18 protein-coding genes are annotated in these 19422 nt (G+C 69.6%); 10 read left to right on the top strand and 8 right to left on the bottom strand.

Annotation, left to right across the window (positions count from 1 at the left end; all coding sequences use genetic code 11):
* Positions 1 to 26 precede the first annotated feature (26 nt).
* Together M1L60_RS40345 and M1L60_RS40340 are read right to left on the bottom strand one after the other, a co-directional pair.
* Positions 27 to 374 (bottom strand): hypothetical protein, encoded by a 348-nt coding sequence (locus tag M1L60_RS40345; protein ID WP_253242871.1) that lies wholly within the window; start codon positions 372 to 374, stop codon positions 27 to 29.
* Positions 375 to 463: 89 nt separating this feature from the next.
* Positions 464 to 982: a hypothetical protein gene (locus M1L60_RS40340; protein WP_253242870.1), complete on the bottom strand. Its 519-nt coding sequence runs from the start codon at positions 980 to 982 to the stop codon at positions 464 to 466.
* A 961-nt stretch (positions 983 to 1943) separates the two neighbouring features.
* On the opposite strand from M1L60_RS40340, the gene M1L60_RS40330 reads away from it, so the two are divergent.
* Positions 1944 to 2870 (top strand): hypothetical protein, encoded by a 927-nt coding sequence (locus M1L60_RS40330; RefSeq protein WP_253242869.1) that lies wholly within the window; start codon positions 1944 to 1946, stop codon positions 2868 to 2870.
* Between the two features lie 287 nt (positions 2871 to 3157).
* On the opposite strand, the gene M1L60_RS40325 is transcribed toward M1L60_RS40330, so the two are convergent.
* Entirely contained in the window at positions 3158 to 5752 is a 2595-nt protein-coding gene (locus tag M1L60_RS40325) for an ATP-binding protein (protein WP_253242868.1), read from the bottom strand.
* Between the two features lie 216 nt (positions 5753 to 5968).
* On the opposite strand from M1L60_RS40325, the gene M1L60_RS40320 reads away from it, so the two are divergent.
* The gene (locus tag M1L60_RS40320; protein ID WP_253242867.1) at positions 5969 to 6268 is read left to right on the top strand and encodes a hypothetical protein; all 300 of its coding nucleotides are present in this window, start codon (positions 5969 to 5971) and stop codon (positions 6266 to 6268) included.
* Positions 6261 to 6797, top strand: coding sequence for a hypothetical protein (locus M1L60_RS40315; RefSeq protein WP_253242866.1), 537 nt, complete (start codon positions 6261 to 6263; stop codon positions 6795 to 6797). The genes M1L60_RS40320 and M1L60_RS40315 overlap by 8 nt, the downstream gene beginning before the upstream one ends.
* Before the next feature lie 147 nt (positions 6798 to 6944).
* On the opposite strand, the gene M1L60_RS40310 is transcribed toward M1L60_RS40315, so the two are convergent.
* Together M1L60_RS40310 and M1L60_RS40305 are read right to left on the bottom strand one after the other, a co-directional pair.
* Entirely contained in the window at positions 6945 to 7118 is a 174-nt protein-coding gene (locus M1L60_RS40310) for a hypothetical protein (protein WP_253242865.1), read from the bottom strand.
* A gap of 35 nt (positions 7119 to 7153) precedes the next feature.
* Positions 7154 to 7864, bottom strand: a complete 711-nt coding sequence (locus tag M1L60_RS40305; protein WP_253242864.1) for an SDR family oxidoreductase — start codon at positions 7862 to 7864, stop codon at positions 7154 to 7156.
* Positions 7865 to 8053: 189 nt separating this feature from the next.
* On the opposite strand from M1L60_RS40305, the gene M1L60_RS40300 reads away from it, so the two are divergent.
* Together M1L60_RS40300 and M1L60_RS40295 are read left to right on the top strand one after the other, a co-directional pair.
* On the top strand, positions 8054 to 9166 hold the full coding sequence (locus M1L60_RS40300) for a glycoside hydrolase family 19 protein (RefSeq protein WP_253242863.1): 1113 nt from the start codon (positions 8054 to 8056) through the stop codon (positions 9164 to 9166).
* A 214-nt stretch (positions 9167 to 9380) separates the two neighbouring features.
* Complete coding sequence (locus M1L60_RS40295) at positions 9381 to 11099, top strand: hypothetical protein (protein WP_438862207.1); 1719 nt, start codon at positions 9381 to 9383, stop codon at positions 11097 to 11099.
* 296 nt (positions 11100 to 11395) lie between these two features.
* Here the strand turns inward: M1L60_RS40295 and M1L60_RS40290 are convergent, their stop codons facing one another.
* From M1L60_RS40290 to M1L60_RS40280, 3 genes are all read right to left on the bottom strand, one after another.
* Positions 11396 to 12445 (bottom strand): SGNH/GDSL hydrolase family protein, encoded by a 1050-nt coding sequence (locus tag M1L60_RS40290; protein ID WP_253242861.1) that lies wholly within the window; start codon positions 12443 to 12445, stop codon positions 11396 to 11398.
* A 259-nt stretch (positions 12446 to 12704) separates the two neighbouring features.
* The gene (locus M1L60_RS40285; protein ID WP_253242860.1) at positions 12705 to 13367 is read right to left on the bottom strand and encodes a response regulator; all 663 of its coding nucleotides are present in this window, start codon (positions 13365 to 13367) and stop codon (positions 12705 to 12707) included.
* Positions 13364 to 14530, bottom strand: coding sequence for a sensor histidine kinase (locus M1L60_RS40280; RefSeq protein ID WP_253242859.1), 1167 nt, complete (start codon positions 14528 to 14530; stop codon positions 13364 to 13366). The genes M1L60_RS40285 and M1L60_RS40280 overlap by 4 nt, the downstream gene beginning before the upstream one ends.
* A gap of 133 nt (positions 14531 to 14663) precedes the next feature.
* Between M1L60_RS40280 and M1L60_RS40275 the strand changes: the two genes are divergently transcribed.
* From M1L60_RS40275 to M1L60_RS40255, 5 genes are all read left to right on the top strand, one after another.
* Positions 14664 to 15296: a DedA family protein gene (locus tag M1L60_RS40275; RefSeq protein WP_253242858.1), complete on the top strand. Its 633-nt coding sequence runs from the start codon at positions 14664 to 14666 to the stop codon at positions 15294 to 15296.
* The gene (locus M1L60_RS40270; protein WP_253242857.1) at positions 15212 to 16396 is read left to right on the top strand and encodes a glycosyltransferase; all 1185 of its coding nucleotides are present in this window, start codon (positions 15212 to 15214) and stop codon (positions 16394 to 16396) included. The genes M1L60_RS40275 and M1L60_RS40270 overlap by 85 nt, the downstream gene beginning before the upstream one ends.
* A 164-nt stretch (positions 16397 to 16560) precedes the next feature.
* Positions 16561 to 17766: a DUF998 domain-containing protein gene (locus M1L60_RS40265; RefSeq protein ID WP_253242856.1), complete on the top strand. Its 1206-nt coding sequence runs from the start codon at positions 16561 to 16563 to the stop codon at positions 17764 to 17766.
* Positions 17763 to 18395, top strand: coding sequence for a DedA family protein (locus M1L60_RS40260; RefSeq protein WP_308208611.1), 633 nt, complete (start codon positions 17763 to 17765; stop codon positions 18393 to 18395). Before M1L60_RS40265 ends, M1L60_RS40260 begins: the two co-directional genes overlap by 4 nt.
* A gap of 303 nt (positions 18396 to 18698) precedes the next feature.
* Positions 18699 to 19307: an alpha/beta fold hydrolase gene (locus M1L60_RS40255; RefSeq protein WP_253242855.1), complete on the top strand. Its 609-nt coding sequence runs from the start codon at positions 18699 to 18701 to the stop codon at positions 19305 to 19307.
* The last annotated feature ends 115 nt before the right edge of the window (positions 19308 to 19422 follow it).

Here is a 19422-nt window from a genome sequence, read left to right as displayed (position 1 = left end):
CCTCCGGCCGGCTGTTCGGCGCGTTGCTATCGGCGGGTTCTTCGTAACTCCGTCGCCTTCAGCGCGAGGTCCTCGGCGGCGCGGCCGAAAGCGGGAGCAGCGCCTTCCTCGTCGCAACACGGCGGTTTGGTCCGCTTCTCCGATGGCTCCGGCTCGTGACCGACCAGGCGGTACAACTCTGCGTAGATGTTGAAGTCAGGGTCGCTGTCATCGTGATCGGCCACCAGGAGAAGCCACGCGGTCTCCTGCGACTCGAACGCAACGATGACGCGAAGGCGCGCACTCAGATGTTTGTCGCACAGTCTCTCAAGCGGATCCGCCCCGGTGAGGCGGTAGGAGAGCGCGGCGCACCCGTTCGCTTCGAGGTCACGCAAAAAGGCGATGATCTTCTTCTGCTCGTCTTTACGCCGGCCCCTCAACTGCTGGTCAGCGCGTCGTCCGGAAGATCTTCATTGACATGGGACTAGTCTGCCGTCCCCAGTTCCCTTTCCAGGTCGTCGATGTCTGTCGGTATGCCGTCACCTCGGCGCATCTGGGCCAGGCTGTCCCTGAGGTCTGATCGTTCAAGCACTGCGCTGTCGGCGAGTCGCTGCCACACCTTGTTGAGCAAATCGTGGACTTGGCCTGCGGCCCGCAATTCGCGGACCAAGGCGATGACCTCGTACAGGCGGCGCACGTCGAGGCCGCTGTCTTGACCATCGGCATAGATCAGTAGGCCGCGACGCGTCCAACTCCGGACCGTGGGCTCACTTACTCCGAGCAAAGAAGCTGCGACTGACACCGGCACCGGGTCCAGATCGTCCAGCACGTCTCGGCTGACCCGCAGGAGTTCGATGCGGCTCTGGTCGTCTTCGCTGATCCGGCCGGCGATCCGCTCGAGAGTTCCCGCCCGGGACAGGACCCTCTCGACCTCAGCCCGGCTTGACCTGCGGCGATGCTTGCGACTTGTGCGTCGCTTGGCTTTGTCGGCCGCGTAGCTCATCGCACCGCTTCCCGCTGCTCCATGTTTCGAGTATGACGGCCTTTTCCGAAAGTCGGTAGCAAGCAAGGCTCTGCGCCATCTAGTCGGACAGCAACCCGCGTCATGACATGGTTCCTCCCGGCTTGATCCCGCCGAGGCCTAGGGACCGACCTAAGCTGCGGTGGAAGCGCCGGCCAGCCCAGAGGAGCGATGGGCTGTACGGCACTTCATCGCCGTACTCGATGCGGTACGCGTCCGCGTGCGTCGGTAGCCGGTGGGTTGCTGCCTAGGTCCATTGTTTGATCGCTGTTCGTATGCAAATAGTGATGCCCGGTGCGCATTTGCTGGGGTTGGCGCCGGGCGGTAGTTCCCTTCGAGATACCTGGCAGGCGAGGCGGGGACAAGGCCGAGCCGCTTCGCACTCGCCTCGGCGAGCCCCGCCCTCGTGATGCTGCGTCGGGTAAGGCGGACTGGGCGAGGACCTCGTCAGTGGCTACTGTCCATCGGAACGGTCGTGGACCGGTGTTCTCGGAGGCGATGTGGCGCGGATGGTACGGATCAGGACCTGAACGGAGGGGGTCACAGGCCCCTCAGCGCGCCTCGCGAGGTGTCGCTGACTTGCACGGAAGTTCTGGCATCGGGTTGCCCGGAACGACCGCGGCCAGGTTCGCATGGTGCAACGTTCGGCCCACCAGGACAGGCCGCGGTGCTGGTCACGGTGTTCGGGCCGCTGGTAGATCGAGTTGCTCGCGCGGCCGGCCGTGTGGACGGTGCCGCTCGCGTTCACGGTGATGGTGGCGGGCTCGCTGCTGACCCGCGGCCGGGTGCCTGCGGACGTGGGCGGGACGATGCTGGCGGCTGCACCGCCCCGGGTGTCTCGTTAAAGAAACTTTAAGGAAGGCTTGCTCGGCGTCATGAACTGCTGCACATCGTTGCTCGTATTTCTCGGGACAGGCAGTACCGAGACGAAGAGGAGCCGTGCATGTATCGACGCGGAGTCAGCAGCTATCGACGCGGAGCCAGCAGTCGGACGCGCAAGCTGGTGATTGGAGGTGCCGCCGCAGCGCTGCTCGGCTCGGCTCTCGCGGTCGGCACGGGGATGAGTCAGGCCTCTGAGCAGGGCAATGCCGGAGCCGGCTCCGGTAACGTCAACGCGTTGGTGCCGGCGCTGGGTTTCAGTCCGGGCGATCCGAACGCGACGGCCGACCGCGTGGGGCCTACCGGGGTTAATGTTCCTGGTCGCTGCCCGCCCACTCAGGCCCAGGTGAACGCGCAGGTGGCGCTCAAGAATGGGAACCTTCCGAGTGGGACGGACCTTGAAAGCCGCATCCAGCGTTTTGAGAAGACCTTGTCGGCGATTCAGGATTTGAAGTGCCCCGCGTCTTCCACGACTTTGCTGGGTCGTTTGAATTCCTTGACCGCGCTGCGCGGAGACGCGAACCGTGATGATGTCCTGCGTGGTCTGGGTGTGAACGAGACGCCGGCGGACAAAGCCGCCGGCGCAGGATCCGGTGACGCGGGTGCGAGCGGAGAGACGGGGAACGCCGGAGCCGGCTCCGGTGACATCAACGCGTTGGTGCCGGCGCTGGGTTTCAGTCCGGGCGATCCGAACGCGACGGCCGACCGCGTGGGGCCTACCGGGGTTAATGTTCCTGGTCGCTGCCCGCCCACTCAGGCCCAGGTGAACGCGCAGGTGGCGCTCAAGAATGGGAACCTTCCGAGTGGGACGGACCTTGAAAGCCGCATCCAGCGTTTTGAGAAGACCTTGTCGGCGATTCAGGATTTGAAGTGCCCCGCGTCTTCCACGACTTTGCTGGGTCGTTTGAATTCCTTGACCGCGCTGCGCGGAGACGCGAACCGTGATGACGTCCTGCGTGGTCTGGGTCTGAACGAAACGCCGGCGGGATAAAGCCGCGGTGAGTGCGGCGCCGCGGACAACGGCAATCTGATCCTTAGCGGATCCTGATCCACCGCACGGAACCGCCTCGCCGGAGGCCCTCGCACCGCGAGGGGTCTCCGGCGCGTCCGTGTATGGGACATGCGCGGTGATCTTCGGCTACTTCGGCGCCTTTGTCGGGCCGGCGGCCTTCGGCCGGCTGAATCGACGCCTGGCGACGTTCGGGTGGTTGTCTGCTGCCTTGGGTCGATAAGCGTGATCCCCGTATCGACGAGTTTCTCGGCGGTCGAAGGGGCCCGTCACCGCTGTTCGGGGCTGGTGTTGTCGAGGGCTGTGAGGTGGGTGCGGATCTGGTCGGCCTCGGGCAGGCCGAGGTCGGTGTAGAAGGCCAGGGCGTGCTGGTAGTGCTGGCGGGCGAGGGCAGGGTTGCCGAGGGTGTGGTGGGCGTGGCCGAGGCCGGTTTGAGCGCGGGCCTGCTGATCGCGGTGGCCGGTCTCGGCGGCGGTGGTGTGGGCGGCGCTGTGGTGGGTGAGGGCGTCGGCGGCGCGGCCGGCGGCGTGGGCGGCTTCGCCGAGGCCGTTGAGCGCCCAGGACTCGCCGCGACGTTCGCCGGTCTCGCGGAAGATGGTCAGCGCCTGCTGATGGAGTTCGGTGGCCTGGGTGAGCTGGTCGAGGTGGGTGTGGAGGGTGCCGAGGTTGTCCAGCGTCCAGGCTTCGCCGGTGTGGTTGCCGAGTTGCCGGTGCAGGGTCAGGGCCTGCTGGAGGTGGTCGCCGGCCGCGCCGTACTGGCCCGACCGCATCTCGACCTCGCCGAGGCTGTTCAGCGTGTCGGCTTCGCCGACCCGGTCACCGGCCTGCCGGCACAGGGTCAGGGCCTGCCCGTAGTGCTCGACGGCCGACCGGCGGCGGCCCAGCAGCGCATCGAGGTCGCCGAGGTCGGCCAGCGTCCAGGCTTCGCCGGGCCGGTCGCCGGCCTGCCGGTACAGGTTCAGGGCCTGCTCGATCTGCTCGGTGGCCGTCCGGTACCGACCCGACCGCATCGCGATGACGCTGAGGTTGTGCAGGGCGCGGGCCTGGCCGGCCGGGTCGCTGACCTGCCGGAACAGGTCCAGGGCCTGGTGGAAGTGTTCAGCGGCGGGCTGGTACCGGCCCAGCCGATAGTCGGCGCCGCCGAGGTCGGTCAGGGCGTGGGCTTCTCCGATCGGGTCGCCGTTGTGGCGGGCGGCGTGGCAGGCGTGGCCGTGCACGGTCTGGGCGTCGGTGTAGTGGCCGCCGTCGAGGTACCGGTACAGGGTGCGGGCGAGCCGGGTGGTGTGGGTGGGCCAGCCATGACCGGCGGTGTGGGCGGCGACCGCGACCAGGGTGGGCCGTTCGGTGTCCAACCACTCCCGGGCGATGTCCGGATCGGTCAGGTCCGGGGTGGGGGCGGCGACCGGGGGGATCGCCGGCCGGCGCTGCGGGTGCAGGGTGTCCATCGCGGTGGCGGTGGTGGCGAGGTAGTAGTCGAACAAGCGGGTCAGGGCGGTGCGGCGCTCGGGTGGGCGGTCCTCGTCGGCGGCCCGGACGGTGGCGTAGACGCGAACCAGGTCGTGGAAGGCGTACCGGCCGGGGGTGCTCTGCTGCAGGAGGCGGTCGCGGTGCAGGTGGTGCAGGTGGTCCTGAGCGGTGGGCAGGTCGGTGTCGGCCAGAGCCGCGGCGGCGTAGGCGTCGAGGTCCTGACCGGGGTGCAGCGCCGCGAGTCGGAGCAGTCTTCGCTGCGGCGCGGGCTGGTGCTGGTAGGACAGGTCGAGGGCGAATTCGACGCCGGTGTCCAGGCGCCGGTCGTGGCGGCGTTCGTCGAGCCGGTCGGCGTGGTCGGTCAACGTCCAGCCCGATGTGTTGCGGATGTGGCCGGCCACCAGGCCCAGGGCCAGGGGCAGGTGGCCGCAGCGCCGGGCGATCCGCGCCGCGGCGTACGGATCCGCGCCGACAGGAACCTCGGGTACGGCCCGGGTGAGGAAGGCCAGGGCCTCGCCGGGGGTGAACACGTCCACGGTGAGATGGGTCGCGGAGTGAAGGTCGGCCAAGCGGCGTCGGCTGGTGACCACGGTGACGCAGCCCGGCGTGGCCGGCAGCAGCGGACGGACCTGCTCGGCGGTGGCGGCGTTGTCCAGCACCACCAGCGCCCGGGTGCCGGCGAGCTGGTGACGGTAGGCGGCGGCGCGTGCCTCGAGGTCGTGAGGGATCTGCTGGCCCGGCATTCCCAGCAGGCGCAGGAATCCGTCCAGGACCGCCGCCGGGTCGGCCGGCGGCTGCGCCTGATCGAAGCCGCGCAGGTTGACGAACAAAACCCGCTCGAACGGCTGCTGCTGATGTAGTAGGTGTCCGGCGTGCACAGCGAGTTGGGTCTTGCCGATCCCGGCCATCCCCTCGATCGCGGAAATCACGACCGCGTCGCCCGCCCGCGCGGCGTGGCGGAGTTGGTCGAGTTCGACGGTGCGGCCGGTGAACCCGGTCAGATCCGGGGGCAAGCTGTCCTGCACCCGGACCTGGGACACCGCCTCGATCTCCCCGCCGACGACACCTAGGGCCTGACGCCACGCGGTCACGTATCCGGTATCGGGGTGCAGCGCCTCGACCACCGCGAGCACCAGGGCGGTGTCCAGGCGTCGCCGGCCGGGCTGGAAGCAGTACGCAACGGTGGACTTGCGCGTCAGTTCACCGGCCGGCCGACCGGCTGCGGTCCAGGCCGCGTTGATCCGGTTCTTGATCGTCTCGTAGGAGGGATCTCCGGCCCAGGCCTTCAACCGGCGTAGCCGTTCGACGAGATCGATGAGGCTACCGGCCCTGGCCGGATCGGGCAGCGTGCCGGAGGCATCCTCCGGCGTGATCACCGGATCCCCTGACAGCGACATCACTTATCACCCATTTCGATGCCTCAGTGCTCGAGGCTAGCAAGCTACTCACATCCGACGATGTCAGTCACATGACAGCCCACGCGCTGCCCGAGCGCGCCCTTCAGAACGCGGCAGCGATACCCGCGTCCAAAGTCGTCCCGAATCCGCCATCGCCGCCGGTCCTCACCCGAAACTGATCCGGCACGACATTCACGACGGTCATTAGGAGGGGTTATGACGAAGGTGTCAAAGTCACTCGCCGCACTGAGCGGCACGGTGATGCTCGGAGCTGTACTCGCCGGCCTACCTGCGTCCGCAGCGATGGCGTCGGGCGGCTGCTCCGGAAGCCTCATCAGAATCAACGGCGGAAGCGGCGCCGAGGCGCCGTCCAATGCCTACGGGCACGGGCACACCACCGGCAACCACTACATCCGTTATCGCTCGGGTAGCTACGTCGGCTGGTACGCGGACAACAACGGTGGATGGGACGGCGACACGGCCGACACCTTCTACACCGAGACGTACTGTGCTTGAGGGTCTGAACCGGGGTCGGCGTCGCGCTGCTGGGGCGGCGCCGGCCCTCCTCATCCTGCTGCTCCTCCTCGGGTGCGCGACCGGCGAGGAGAAAGGTCATCATGACGCCGGGCCCATGGTGCTGCCCCCCGTTCCGAACGCTTCCGAGGGACAGTTGACGGAGCCGGCGGAAATGGCCGAGGGCGCATGCCTGAACGGGACCGACGCCACTGACTCCGGACAGCGGCGCCGAGTGCTGCCCTGCACGTCGCCGCACCGCTACGAGGTCTACGCCGTACTGAAATTGCCGAATCCGTCGAGAGCCGAACAGGAACGCGTCCGCGAGGCCATTCCCCGCTGCGAGGAAGAACTGCAGCGCGTTCTGAAGGCGAGCGCCGGCATCGATCGGAAACAACTGATGATCGACGCCTTCGACGACTATCGGGCCGAGGCTCAGCAGCGCATCGTCGCCTGCTCGGTCGCATACAACGACTTCCGCCAGGTCGACGCCACGATCCTGCCACAGAAATCGTCCGCGCTCACGGAGTGAGCGGTGGTCAGAGAGGTCTCGAGGCCGCTCAAGCGTCTCACCAACCCGGGTAGCGATCGCCCTCGATCGTGAAGCAGGCCGGTTGGGCGCCGGTGATGGCGCGCAACCGGCCTGCGGATAGATGCGCGATCTATCTGCGACCGAAGGTCAGGAGTTGATGGCGCCGATCACGGCTGTGTTGGTGCCGTTCGCGGCGCGGTCCCCGGCGGCCTTCACCTGTTCCGGGGTAGCGCCGCGGGCCATCGCCCGGGCCACCGCCTCGTGACGTTGCTGTTCGATCTTTTCGCTGCGCCTCTTCTTGAACCAGCTCCAGATGGACATGAATTAGATCTTCCCGGCCCCGTCCGCGTGAAACTTCAGCTGAAGAGGGCGGCCGGGATGTCGGCGTAGAAATCGGCCGGGTCGGCGGAGAGGGAGGCCTTGACGTTGGCGGTGGGCTTGTCGGCGACGACCTCGAGCCGGCCGGCCTCCAAACCGTCCAAGGCCTGCACGACCACCTCGCGCGGCGGAAGCTTGGGGATGTCGACGCCGGCCATCATGTCGGTGTCGGCGATCGCCAGGGCCAGGGCGGTGACCTGGGTCTTCTGGTCGGCCAGCTCCAGGCGTACGCCGTTGGTGAGCGACCATTCGGCCGCCTTGGACGCGGCGTAGCCGTTGCTCGACGGGGCGAACGCGTACCAGCTCAGCGCCGAGATGACGTTGAGGATGGCGCCACCGGCCAGGCGGGGCGCGAAGGCCCGGGTGACGTTGAGGGTGCCCCAGAAGTTGGTCTCGAACTCGCGCCGGATGTTGTCCACGGACGGGCCGAGCAGCGGCGCCTCGGTCGAGATCCCGGCGTTGTTGATCAGGATGTCGAGCTCGCCCACCTCGGCCGCCGCGGCTTCGATCGACGCCGCGTCCGTGATGTCCAGCTGCAGCGGGATCACGCCAGGGATGTCGATGCTCTCGAGCCGCCGGGCGCCGGCGTAGACAGCGGTGGCGCCGCGGGCGAGGAGCTCCTGAGCGAAGGCCTTGCCGAGCCCGCGGTTGGCGCCGGTCACGAGAACTTTAGAGCCGTTGATCTGCATGCCCCCACGCTAAAACCTCACGCTGACGTCAGAGGCAAGTACTGCGAGCCAGATCACGGGGTGCGCGGGCAAATTATTCAAGTTTCTTTACAGATTCCTTGACGGGGTGCGGGCGGGTGCAGTTGAGTCGGTGTCGCTCTCTTCCCCCTCATGCCAGCGCGTCTTCCCCCGGCGTGCGGAAGGTTTGTCATGTCCAGAAAAAGGCTTCTTTCGATCCTGGCTGTGGTCAGCGTCGGTGTGGCCGGCGCTGCTGCGGCCATCCTGCCCATGGCGTCGTCGAACGCGGCCGAGGCCTGTGTGGCCGCGTACAACAATTCGGCGGTCTACACCGGTAATACGCGGGCTTCGTACAACGGGCGTAACTGGACCGCCAAGTGGTGGACCCAGGGTGAGGCACCCAGCACCGGGGGCTCCGGGGTCTGGGCCGACAACGGCGCCTGCGGTGGTGGCACCACGCCGCCCCCGCCCGGCAACGGTGGCGGCACGACCTGCAATCACCCGAACTGGGTGGCGGGGCAGTACTACAACGCCGGCGCCATCGTTCGGTACACCAACGGCAAGTACTACAAGGCGACGAACGCCAATCCGGGGTACGACCCGGTCATCAGCACCTGGTACTGGTCGCCGGTCGCCTGCAGCGGTGGCGGTGGGGGGACGACGGCGCCGCCGCCGCCCAGCACGGGTGGGTTCCCGGTCAGTGAGGCCCAGTTCAACCAGATGTTCCCGGGGCGGATCCCGTTCTACTCGTACTCGGGTCTGATCGACGCCACGAAGAAGTTCCCGGCGTTCACCAAGACCGGCAGCGACACGGTCCGCAAGCAGGAGGCCGCGGCGTTCCTGGCCAACATCAACCACGAGTCGGGCGGGCTGGTCTACGTCGAGGAGATCAACCAGGCCAACTGGCCGCTGTACTGCGACCGGAACCAGTCGTACGGCTGCCCGGCCGGTCAGAGCGCCTATCACGGGCGCGGTCCGATCCAGCTGAGCTGGAACTTCAACTACAAGGCGGCGGGTGACGCGCTCGGGCTCGACCTGCTCAACAAGCCGGACCGGGTCAAGAACGAGGCGTCCGTGGCCTACCAGACCGCGGTCTGGTACTGGATGACCCAGCGCGGACCGGGCACGATGACGCCGCACGAGGCGATGGTCAACGGGCGTGGGTTCGGCGAGACCATCCGCAGCATCAACGGCGCGCTCGAGTGCAACGGTGGCAACCGCGACCAGGTGCAAAGCCGGATCAATGCGTACAACAGGTTCGCGGGCATCCTGGGCGTGACCCCGGGCAGTAACCTGTCCTGCTGACAGACGCGATCGTCAGGGCCGTCCCGCGATGCGGGGCGGCCCTTTGCTCGTCGTATCGGTCTGACATCGATGTGTGACAATATTTGCGCGATCGACCCACAGAGATCCGGGGGCTTGGGTGAGCTCAATCGAGAGCCCGTCAGCGGACGTCGCCACGGCTGACGTCCGCGACGAGAAGGACGCGGGCGCGAGTGCTCCGAAGTCCAAGGGAACGCTGCGGCGGGTGTGGGCGCGCCGCGAGTGGATCCTGGTGGTCCTCGGCAGCCTGGCCCTGGCCGCCGCGCTGACCTGGCCGACGCTGCGGCACCCGCTCAGCACCGTGCCCGGCGACATCGGCGACCCGGCCATGTTCGCCTGGCAGATCGCCTGGGGCGGGCACGCGCTGCTGCACAACCCGTTGCACTTCTGGGACTCGAACACGTTCTACCCGGATCCGCACTCGCTGGCCTTCACCGACACCGTGCTCGGGTACATGCCGCTTGGCATGATCGGTTCGGGCATGGAGGCGGCCCTCCTGCGCTACAACCTTCTGTACGTGTTGCTGCACGCGCTCGCCTTCGTCGGCGCTTACGCCCTGACCCGCCAGCTGGGCTCGCACCCGCTCGGCGCGGCGGTGGCCGGCGTCGCGTGGGCGTTCGCGCCGTGGCGGCTCGCCCACGTCGGGCACCTCAACGTGATCTCGACCGGCGGCATCGCGCTCAGCCTCGCCATGATCGCTCGCGGCCACGGCTGGTCGTTGCGCCGCGGCCATCGCCCCGACCGGCACCGGCCCGGGTGGGCGCTGGCGGGCTGGCTGGTCGCGGCCTGGCAGATCTCGCTCGGCCTGGCCATCGGGCTCGTGTTCGCGTACGTCATGATCGCTCTTTGCCTGGTCGTGGCCGGGTGGTACGGCTGGACGTGGTGGCGGCGCGGCCGGCCCGTCTTCGGGCGGCGGCTGCTGGTGGCCGACCTGGCCGGCGGGCTGGTCTTCGGCGCGGTCACGGTCTATATCGGTCTGGCCTTCTCCCGCGTGGTGGAGCTCAACCCGCAGGCCGACCGGGGCCTGAACTGGACCGAGGCGTACTCGCCACCCTGGCGGGGTTTCTTCATCGCGCCCGACTCGTCGTGGCTGTGGGGCGACCGGCACGCCGCGGTCCGGGCCGAGCTGTCGTGGCCGCCGGAGATGGCGCTGCTGGCCGGGGTGACCCTGATCGCGCTGGGCACGGCGGGGGTGTTCTTCTCGGTCTTCCGGCTGCGGCACCGGGTGCTGCTGGCCATCGGCGTCGCCGTGGCGGTGGTGCTGGCGCTCGGCTCCAACCTGCCCTGGCACGGCGACCCCGGTTATCTGACGTTCTCGAAGCACCTGCCGGGCTGGGCCGCCCTGCGCACTCCCGGGCGCCTGCAGATCTGGATCACGTTGTTGCTGGCCATCCTGGCCGCCGGCGCGGTCAGTGCGCTCGCCCTGGCCGTACGGGGTGTCTCGTCCTGGCCGAAGGCCGGCGCCCTGGCCCGGGCGAAGTTCGTCGCGCTGCGACTCGGCCTGCTGATCCCGCTGCTGCTGGTCACCGTCGAAGGGGTGAACAAGACCGACCACCCCGAGGTGCTGAAGTACCCGGCCGCGATGGCCGTCGCGCCGGAGCCGATGCTGATTCTGCCCAGCGACGGCAGCCTCGAGATGTCGATGATGCTGTGGTCGACGAACGGCTTCCCCCGCATCACGAACGGCATCGTCACCTTCGTCCCGACCGGCCAGGACCGGGTCCGCGCGGCCAGCAAGACCTTCCCGGACGCGCCGAGCATCGCGGCGCTGCGGGCCGACGGCATCAAGTCGGTCCTCGTCCTGCCCGAATGGCTGCCCGGAAGCCCGTGGGAGGGCATGGCGAACCGCCCCATCGACGGCCTCGGCATCACCCGCGAGGACATCGACGGCCGAATCCTCTACCGGCTGGGCTGAGAGTTCGACCAGAGTGTGTCCAGCAGGCGCACCAGGGTGCCGTCGTCGAATCGGAACGTCAAGGCGTACCTGTTACAGCACCAGGTCGCTACTCGTCGATGAAGATCGGGCCGGGCCCGCTGTTGAGGCACCCGGGACCGGCGCGGACCGCGGCCCGGGTGGCGGGGTCGTCGCAGTCGATGACAGGGCGTCCCAGCCGATCGGCGGGAGCGTGCGGAAGGGTGCTTCACGTTTCTGAGGGCACCGGGTTCCGCATTTGCAGGGTCCATCGTTCCGCGTTTGCAGGTGGTTGAAATCTACTTGGCCGCGTTGGTCAGGTAGGGGTCGTCGGAGAGCCAGGTCGGGATCAGGCGTGTACGCGGGATGTAGCGGGCGGCGACGAGCCGGGTGACGCGGCGGGCCTGGGGCTTGCCCTTGACCTTGGCTCGGATGGTGGTGGTGACGTAGCGGGCCTTGATGCGCACCAGGTAGGTCTGGGTGACGGTGCCGGGGCGCTGCCAGACCGTGCGCAGCGTCCAGCGGCTGCAGTCGGCGTGCCAGGTCTGCCGGCCGGCCACGGTCTGGTTGATGCGGAAGCACAGCGTGGCCGTGGTGGCGTCGTACGGGTTGGTGCCGGTGGGCCAGGTGTCGCCGCCCGGCAGCACCGTGGCCAGGGCCTGGTAGAGGTTGTAGGCCATCTTGGCGTAGCCGTTGTCGTTGGGGTGCAGGTTGTCGAACGTCGACAGGCCGCCGATCGACGACTGGTCGACCAGGTACACGTTGTCGTCCTTGGCTGCCAGCAGGCCGGGGATCGTGGCGTTGTAGGCCGCGATCCGGCTGCGGTACGGCTCGCCGTGGCCCTGGACGAGCTGCTGCACGAAGATGGCGGCGTCGGGGCGGGCGGCGCGGATCCGGTCGATCAGCGCGGACAGCCCGGCCGTCGTGGCCGCGACGCTCCGGTTCTGGGCCATGTCGTTGGTGCCGATGTGCAGCAGCACCACGTCGGGCTGGTAGGTGGCGAGCCAGTTGTCGACGTTGGCCGCGATCTGGTCGATGCGCCAGCCGGGGTGGCCCTCGTTGTCGCGGTCGGTGCCGGCCGGGCCGGCCTGCTGGGAGCCGACGAAGTCCACGTCGAGGCCGGCCGCGGCGAGCCGCTTCTGCAGGTCGATGCGGTAGCCGCTGGCCGTGCGGGCACCGGTCCGGTTGCCGACGCGCGAGTCCGCGCTGCCGCTGCCCCAGGTGATCGAGTCGCCGAGCGGCATCACCTTGAGCGGCCCGGCCGGGGCCGAGGCTGACGCCGGGGTGGCCGGCGCGAAAAGCGTGGCGGTCAGGACGAGAGCGGCGGCGAGGGCACGGCGGATGGTCACGTCGAGGGGTTCGGCCGGCACCGGTGTGCGGCCGGGTGCCCCCAGGGTGCGGGTCAGGTGTTGATGTGCCGCAGGCGGTGGGCGGGGACGCCGGCCGCCAGCAACTGGTCGGCGATCACCGACGACGGATGGTCGAGGAACACCGCGACGTGGTGGTCGTCGCCGAGCTGGCAGGCGGCGACCAGCGTGCCCAGGTTGATGGCGTAACCTGGCGTTTCCCGGGCTGTCAGGTTAGTGGCAGATGAACCCGCAGTCGACCCTAAGCTTTCCGGCGTCCGGGCGTCACCAGCCCGTTCTCGTAGCCGAAGACGACCGCGTGGACCCGGTCGCGCAGGCTCAGCTTGTGCAGGATCCGGCTCACGTGGGTCTTGGTGGTCTGCTCGGCGATGAACAGCTCCTGGGCGATCTCGGCGTTGGACATGCCCATCGCCACGTGCCGCAGCACCTCGCGCTCGCGGTCGGTCAGCGCGTTCAGGGCCGTCGTCGGGGGAGTGGGCTGGGCCTCGACGAAGTTCTCGATCAGGCGCCGGGTGATGCTGGGGGACAGCAGCGACTCGCTGTTGGCCACAACTCGTACGGCTCGCATCAGCTCTTCGGGTTCGCTGTCCTTCAGCAGGAAACCGCTGGCCCCGGCGCGCAACGCCTCGTACACGTAGTCGTCGATGTCGAAAGTCGTGAGCATCAGCACCTTCGGCGTCCCACCCGAGCCGGCCAGCAGTTCGCGCGTGGCGGCCAACCCGTCGAGCTCAGGCATGCGTACGTCCATGAGCACCACATCGGGCCGCAGCGTGCGCGCCTTGTCGATGGCCACCCGGCCGTTCTCGGCCTCGCCGATCACCGACAGGTCGGGCTGCGAGTCGAGGATCGCGTGGATCCCGGCCCGGATCATCGGCTGGTCGTCGACCACGAGCACGCGGATCATTCGGAGACCTCCAGCGGGAACGTCGCGGTGACACGGTAGCCACCCTCGGGGCGTGGGCCGGCCTGCAGTGTGCCGTCGGCGAGGCGGGCCCGCTCGCGCATGCCGACCAGGCCGTGGCTGGGGCCGGGAGTCTCCTCGATCGAGCGCGGGACCTCGGTCGGCAGGCCGTTCTCGACGACCACGACCAGGGAACCGTCGTCGACCGTGACGCTGATCCGGGTCGGCGCGCCGGGGGCGTGGCGCACGACGTTGCTCAGCGACTCCTGCACGATCCGGTACGCGGCCAGCCCCACGGTGTCGGGCAGCTCGGTGTCGGCCACCTCGAGCTCGACCGGGACGCCCCCACGGCGTACGGAATCGGCGAGCTCGCCCAGATGCTTGAGGTCGGGCATCGGCCGCAGGTCGCTCTCGGCGTCCTCGTCGCGCAGCAGGGCCAGCAGTTGCCGCATCTCGCGCAGCGCGCCCCGGGTGCCCGCGGCGATCCGCCCGAACTCGGCCTTCGACTCCGGGTCGAGATCCTTTATTCGGTACGCCGCGGAGGTGGCCTGCATGTGGATGACCGACATGCTGTGGGCCACGACGTCGTGCAGTTCGCGGGCGATCCGGTTGCGCTCCTCGACGAGGGCCCGCTGCGCCTGCTCCAGCTCGACATCGCGGTACGCCTCGGCCAGCTGACGGCGGGCCTCGTCGCGCTGCCGCCACGCGATGGCGCCGAACAGCACCAGCACCGACGTCGTCGCGTACAGGACCAGCGCGACATCGGCGTCGTCGAGCGGCCGCGAGCGCGGATCGGCCAGCACCAGCAGGATGGTCGCGAGCGCGCTGGCCCACCAGGCGATGACGGCGTCGCGCCACGGGCGGGTCGCGGCCATCAGCCCGACGTGCGTGATCAGCAGGAACATCACCGGCAGGGGCAGCGGCCACAGGTCGGTGCTGTCCGGCTGCACCCAGGCGAACGTGGTCACGCCGGCCAACTGCAGAACCAGCGCCAGCCAGGGCCGGCGCAGGGCCAGGGGGAGCGCCACGCACTGAGCGGTGGCGGCGGCGTACGACACCAGCAGCGGCACGTCGAACAGCGAGGTCATCAGCAGTGAGGTGGTGACCAGCAGGACGCCGGCCACCGCCCCCACGACCAGCACCCACAGCCGTCTCACCGGTTCCACACGAGCGACGTTACCGACCGGGAGCGGTCGCGGCGTCCCGCTCGCGAGCCATCCGACCCCCTACCACGGAGCTACGGCCAAGAACCCCACAGACGGACGCACCGTACGGAACCTGGGTCTGAATCTTCTCGGCATGGATCTGACGCAGGCCGTGCTGGAGCACCCGTACCTGGTGCTCGGGCCGCTCGTGCTCGTCGAGGGGCCGGCCGCGACGATCACCGCGGGCACGCTCGTCGGGGCCGGGATGGCCGTGTTCTGGCCGATCTGGGCGATCGTCGTGCTGGCCGAGGTGGTCGGGGACAGCCTGCTCTACCTGCTCGGCCGGTGGGCGCAGCGGCCGTGGGTGGCCCGCGTGCTGCGCAAGCTGCGGGTCGACCGGCTGGCCGCGATGCCGCTGCCCCGGCTGGTCATCACGGCCAAGCTCGTCGACGTCATGGCTCTGCCCGCCTTCGTCTCGGCCGGGCTGGCCCGGATCCCTTACGGCCGGTTCGCGGCCTGGGTCGGGGCCACCGCGGCCGTACGCGGTCTGGTCCTGATCGGTCTGGGCGCGCTGCTCGGCAGCCGGCTCACCGGGCTGCTCGACCAGCCCGGCGGCATCTTCCTGCTCACCGCGGCCGTCGCTGTGCCGGTCGTGCTCTTCCATCTCGTCGTCCGTCGAATTCACCGCAGAAAGGGCAACAAATGCGCATCCTCATCGGAGCCGACACCTACTCGCCCCACGTCAACGGAGCCGCCGCGTTTGCCGAGCGCCTGGCCGTGGCGCTGACCGCCCGGCACTCGGTGCACGTCGCCGCGCCGTCTCTTGACAGGCGGAGTCACAGCGTCGTGAACCGCCACGGCGTCGTCGAGCACCGGGTGCGGTCGCTGGCGGTGCCCGGCCACCCCGGGTTCCGGTTCTGCCCGCCGCTGGGGCTCAAGGCCGAGGCGCGGCGGATCCTCGACGAGGTGCAGCCGGACGTGCTGCACGTGCAGAGCCACTTCCCGCTGTGCCGCGCGCTGATCGAGGTTGCGAGTTCGCGCGGGATCCTGATCGTGGCGACCAACCACTTCATGCCCGAGAACCTGGTGCACTACCTGCCGATCGGCGCGGCGGCCCGGCAAAGCGTGCACGGGTGGGCCTGGCGTGACGCCGCCCGGGTGCTGGCCCGGGCCGACATCGTCACGGCGCCGACCCCGTACGCGGCGGCGCTGGCCACGGTGGCCGGCGTGCCCGGGCCGGTGCTCCCCATCTCGAACGGCGTCGACCTCACCCGGTTCCAGCCGGGCGCGGCCGGGGAGTTCCGGCTGCGCTACGGCGTCCCCGACAAGCCGGCCATCACGTACGTGGGAAGGCTCGACGCCGAGAAGAACCTGGACGTGGTGATCCGGGCGTTCGCGGTCGTGCGCCGCAGCATCGACGCCCAGCTGCTGCTGGTGGGTTCGGGCGCGGAGCGGCGCAAGCTGACCGCCCTGGCCGCTTCGGTGGGCGTGGGCGAGCACGTCACGTTCACCGGCTACGTCGCCGATACCGACCTGGCTTCGGCGTACGCGGCCACGACGGTCTTCGTGAACGCCGGGACGGCCGAATTGCAGAGCCTGGTGACGCTCGAGGCGATGGCCAGCGGCCGCCCGGTCGTCGGCGCGGACGCGGCCGCCCTGCCCCACCTGGTCGAGAACGACGTGACGGGGTACCTCTTCCCGCCCGGCGACAGCGACGCGCTGGCCGACCGGTTGGTGACGCTGCTGTGCGACCCGCAACAGGCCGAGGCGATGGGCCGCAAGGCCCGGGCGGTGGCCGAGCAGCACGACGAGTCGCGGACTGTGGCGGCTTTCGAGCAGCTGTACGCGATCCGCAAGGCCCCCCGCCCGGCCGAGGTCGCCGCGTGACAGCGCCGGCCGTCCACAGCCAGACGACCGCTTCGCAGCCGACTCCCTTGGAGATCGATCCCGCTCCTGCGGCGCCGGGCCGTGGCCCGGCTCGGCGGAAGTCGTCCAGCCAGGCGGGTGCGGGCGTTGGCCGGCGGCGCTGGTTGGGGAACGGGCAGGCGGGGGTGGGTGTGGGCCGGCGGCGCTGGTTCTGGAATGCGCGGGCGGGTGCGGGCGGTGCCCGGCCGCGCTGGTTCTGGAACGGGCAGGCGGGGGTGGGTGTGGGCCGGCGGCGCTGGTTCTGGAACGCGCAGGCGAGCCTGGCGGTGGCCACCGTGGCGGGGGTGGCGCTGCTCCTGGTCGGGGACGCCGACCCGCTGAACGAGATGCTGAGTGACGCGGTGCAGACCGTGCCCGGCGCGCTGCTGCTGATAGTGGCGGCGTGCGGTCTGGCACTCAGCGGGATGTGGCTTCTCGCGGGGGTGCGGCGGGCTCTGCCCCGGGCTTGGGCGGTCCAGTGGCTGCTCGGCGTGTGGTGCGCGGCCATGGTGGCGGTGGCGTTCTTCCCCACCAACCTGCCCGGCACTGAACCGGGGTGGGTAGCGATGGTGCACCGGCTCGGGGCGGGCTTGATGGCCGCGCTACCGCCGCTGATCGCGCTGCTGCTCGCCGAGGCCGCCGCCCGCCAACCCGAAACGAGCCGTTTCGTTTCGCCCCGGGCGGTCGGGCAGCAAGGCGAAACGACACGTGTCGTTCCGCGCCGTCGGGCCGATCACCAGGGCGGGACGAGCCGTTTCGTTTCGCGTCGCGTGGTCGGGCAGCAAGGCGAGACGGGCCGTTTCGTCTCGCGTGGCGTGGTCGGGCAGCAAGGCGAGGCGGGCCGTTTCGTGTTGCGCCGGGCGGTCGGGCAGCAAGGCGAGACGGGCCGTTTCGTCTCGCGCCAGGCGGCTGGTCGAGAGGGCGGGACGAGACGTTTCGTGTTGCGCTGGGCGGCTGGTCAGGAGGGCGAGACGAAACGGGTCGTCCTGCGGCGGCGGGCCGGTCGGCAGGGCGGGACGAGCCGTTTCGTTTCGCGGCGGGCGGTGAGGCGGCTGAGTGAGACGGAACGTTTCGTCTTGGGTGTGGGAGCTGGAAGGCGGGGTGAGGTGGAGCGTCCTCGGGAGTGGGTGGGTGGGTTGTGGGTGGAGGCGGGGCGGGTTCGGGTGCTTCGGGGGGTGGGATTGGCGGCCCTGGCGGCCTGTGTTGCGTTCGGGGTGGCGCATGGGCCGGCGGTGTTGTTCGGGGCTGAGCTCTTTCCGTATGCGGGGCTGGCTGAGCGCATTTTGCTGGCGCTCGTGCTGGTTGTGGTCGGGGTGTGTGCGTGGGTGGTCGAGGGGGTGGAACGGGAATGATGGAGCTGATCGAGGGCGCCATGGCCTCTCCGGCGATCTACGCCGTGATCTTTGTGCTGGCGATGCTCGACGCTGTGCTGCCGGCCGTGCCTTCGGAGACTGTTGTCATTGCGGCAGCGGTGTTTGCGGTTTCGGGAGTGCCGTCGTTGTCGCTGATCATCTTGCTGGCTGCGGTGGGCGCTTTCGTCGGCGATCACTTGGGCTATGGGCTCGGTCGATGGTGGCTCCGGAACGGGCGGGGTGGCGGCCGTCTGGGGTGGGCCGCGGATCGGATGGCTTCGCATCTGCACCGTCGTGGGGGTGCGCTGATCATCGCGGGTCGCTTCGTTCCGGGCGGTCGTACGGCGGTGGTTACGGGAGCGGGTGCCACGGGATACCCGTTGGCTCGCTTCTCCGGGTTCGCGGCCGTGGCCGCTGCGCTGTGGGCCACGTACTCGGGAATCATCGGTTATCTGGGTGGTGCCGCCTTCGAGTCCAACCCCGCGATGGGGCTGGTGGCCGGTCTCGGTGTCGCCCTGGGTGTCGCCCTGCTGGGCGAGCTGATCCGCCGCCGCCCGTCGAAGAGGCCCGTGGCGCCCGAGCCGGCCACTCCAGGGGTTCCCGAGCTGACCCGGCAAGGGTCCGCCTGACTTCTGCGGCGCCGTTGCGTCCCATGCGCGAGGGCCTACCGCGCGAGAGTCGGCTGCGCGAGGCCCGCTGCGTTGGGCTGGGGCTAAGTGTTCCGAGCGAGGCCGGCCGCGTTGGGCATGCTGCGCTGGGGCTGAGGCTGAGGGTGCCGAGCTGAGGTGGGCTGGGCTTGGGGCGGCTGCGGTGGGTCCGTGATTCTGCCGGCCGCAGCCGCATCTCTCGAACGCGGTTGCTCGGCGGCGCGCTGAGCGTCGGCACGGGCGCTGTGGTGCTGGTGGCGGGTGTTGAGGCTTTAGGGTGGGCGGATGCTCGACATTCGTGGGGTGGGCGGGCCGGGGGTGCTGTTGCTGCCGGGTGGGGCGGCGGCGGTGGCCGGGTTCTTTCCGGGGCTGGTTGAGGGGCTCGTGGCGGATCCGGGATGCCGGGTGATCCTGCACGATCGGCCGGGGACCGGTGCTTCGGGTGTGGGCGGGTCGCTGGCTCGGGCTGCGGCTGATCTGCATGCCACCGTGGCTGAGGCGGGGCTGGGTCCGGTGGTGGTGATCGGGCAGAGTCTGGGTGGAGCGGTGGCGGCGTTGTTCGCGCGGGACTATCCGGCGGATGTGGCCGGGGTTGTGCTGATCGATCCGTCGCCGGTCAACGATGCTGTCATGGCCAGGCGGCTCACGCAGACCATGGGGACCGTCGAACGGCTGCATCGGCTTCCGGTGCTCGGGCGGGTGGTGCAGCCGCTGATCGGGGCGGTCGGGGTGAACCGGCACCTTCGGCGGGCGACCCGGCCGGATGTCCGGGCGGCCTGGGTCGAGCTCGTCTCGTGGCCCGGGGCCGACCACAACGCGCAGCTCACGCATCCCGACGAGGTGCTCGAGGTGAGCCGCGACGTCGTCCGGCAGGTCCGGGCGGGGCGGGCATGAAACTCCGCCGGACACTGATTGCCGTCGCCACCGTTGTAGGGCTGGGGGCGATCGGCTTGCGCGCCTTTGTTTTCGACGGTCAGCCGGGCTGGGAGACCTTCCTCTTGGTGGTGCA

Origin of the sequence: Paractinoplanes aksuensis (assembly GCF_024137025.1) — a bacterium.
GTDB classification, from domain to species: domain Bacteria; phylum Actinomycetota; class Actinomycetes; order Mycobacteriales; family Micromonosporaceae; genus Actinoplanes; species Actinoplanes aksuensis.
The sequence above is the reverse complement of the archived record's forward strand: the minus strand, read 5'-3'. Positions and strand labels throughout refer to the sequence as shown.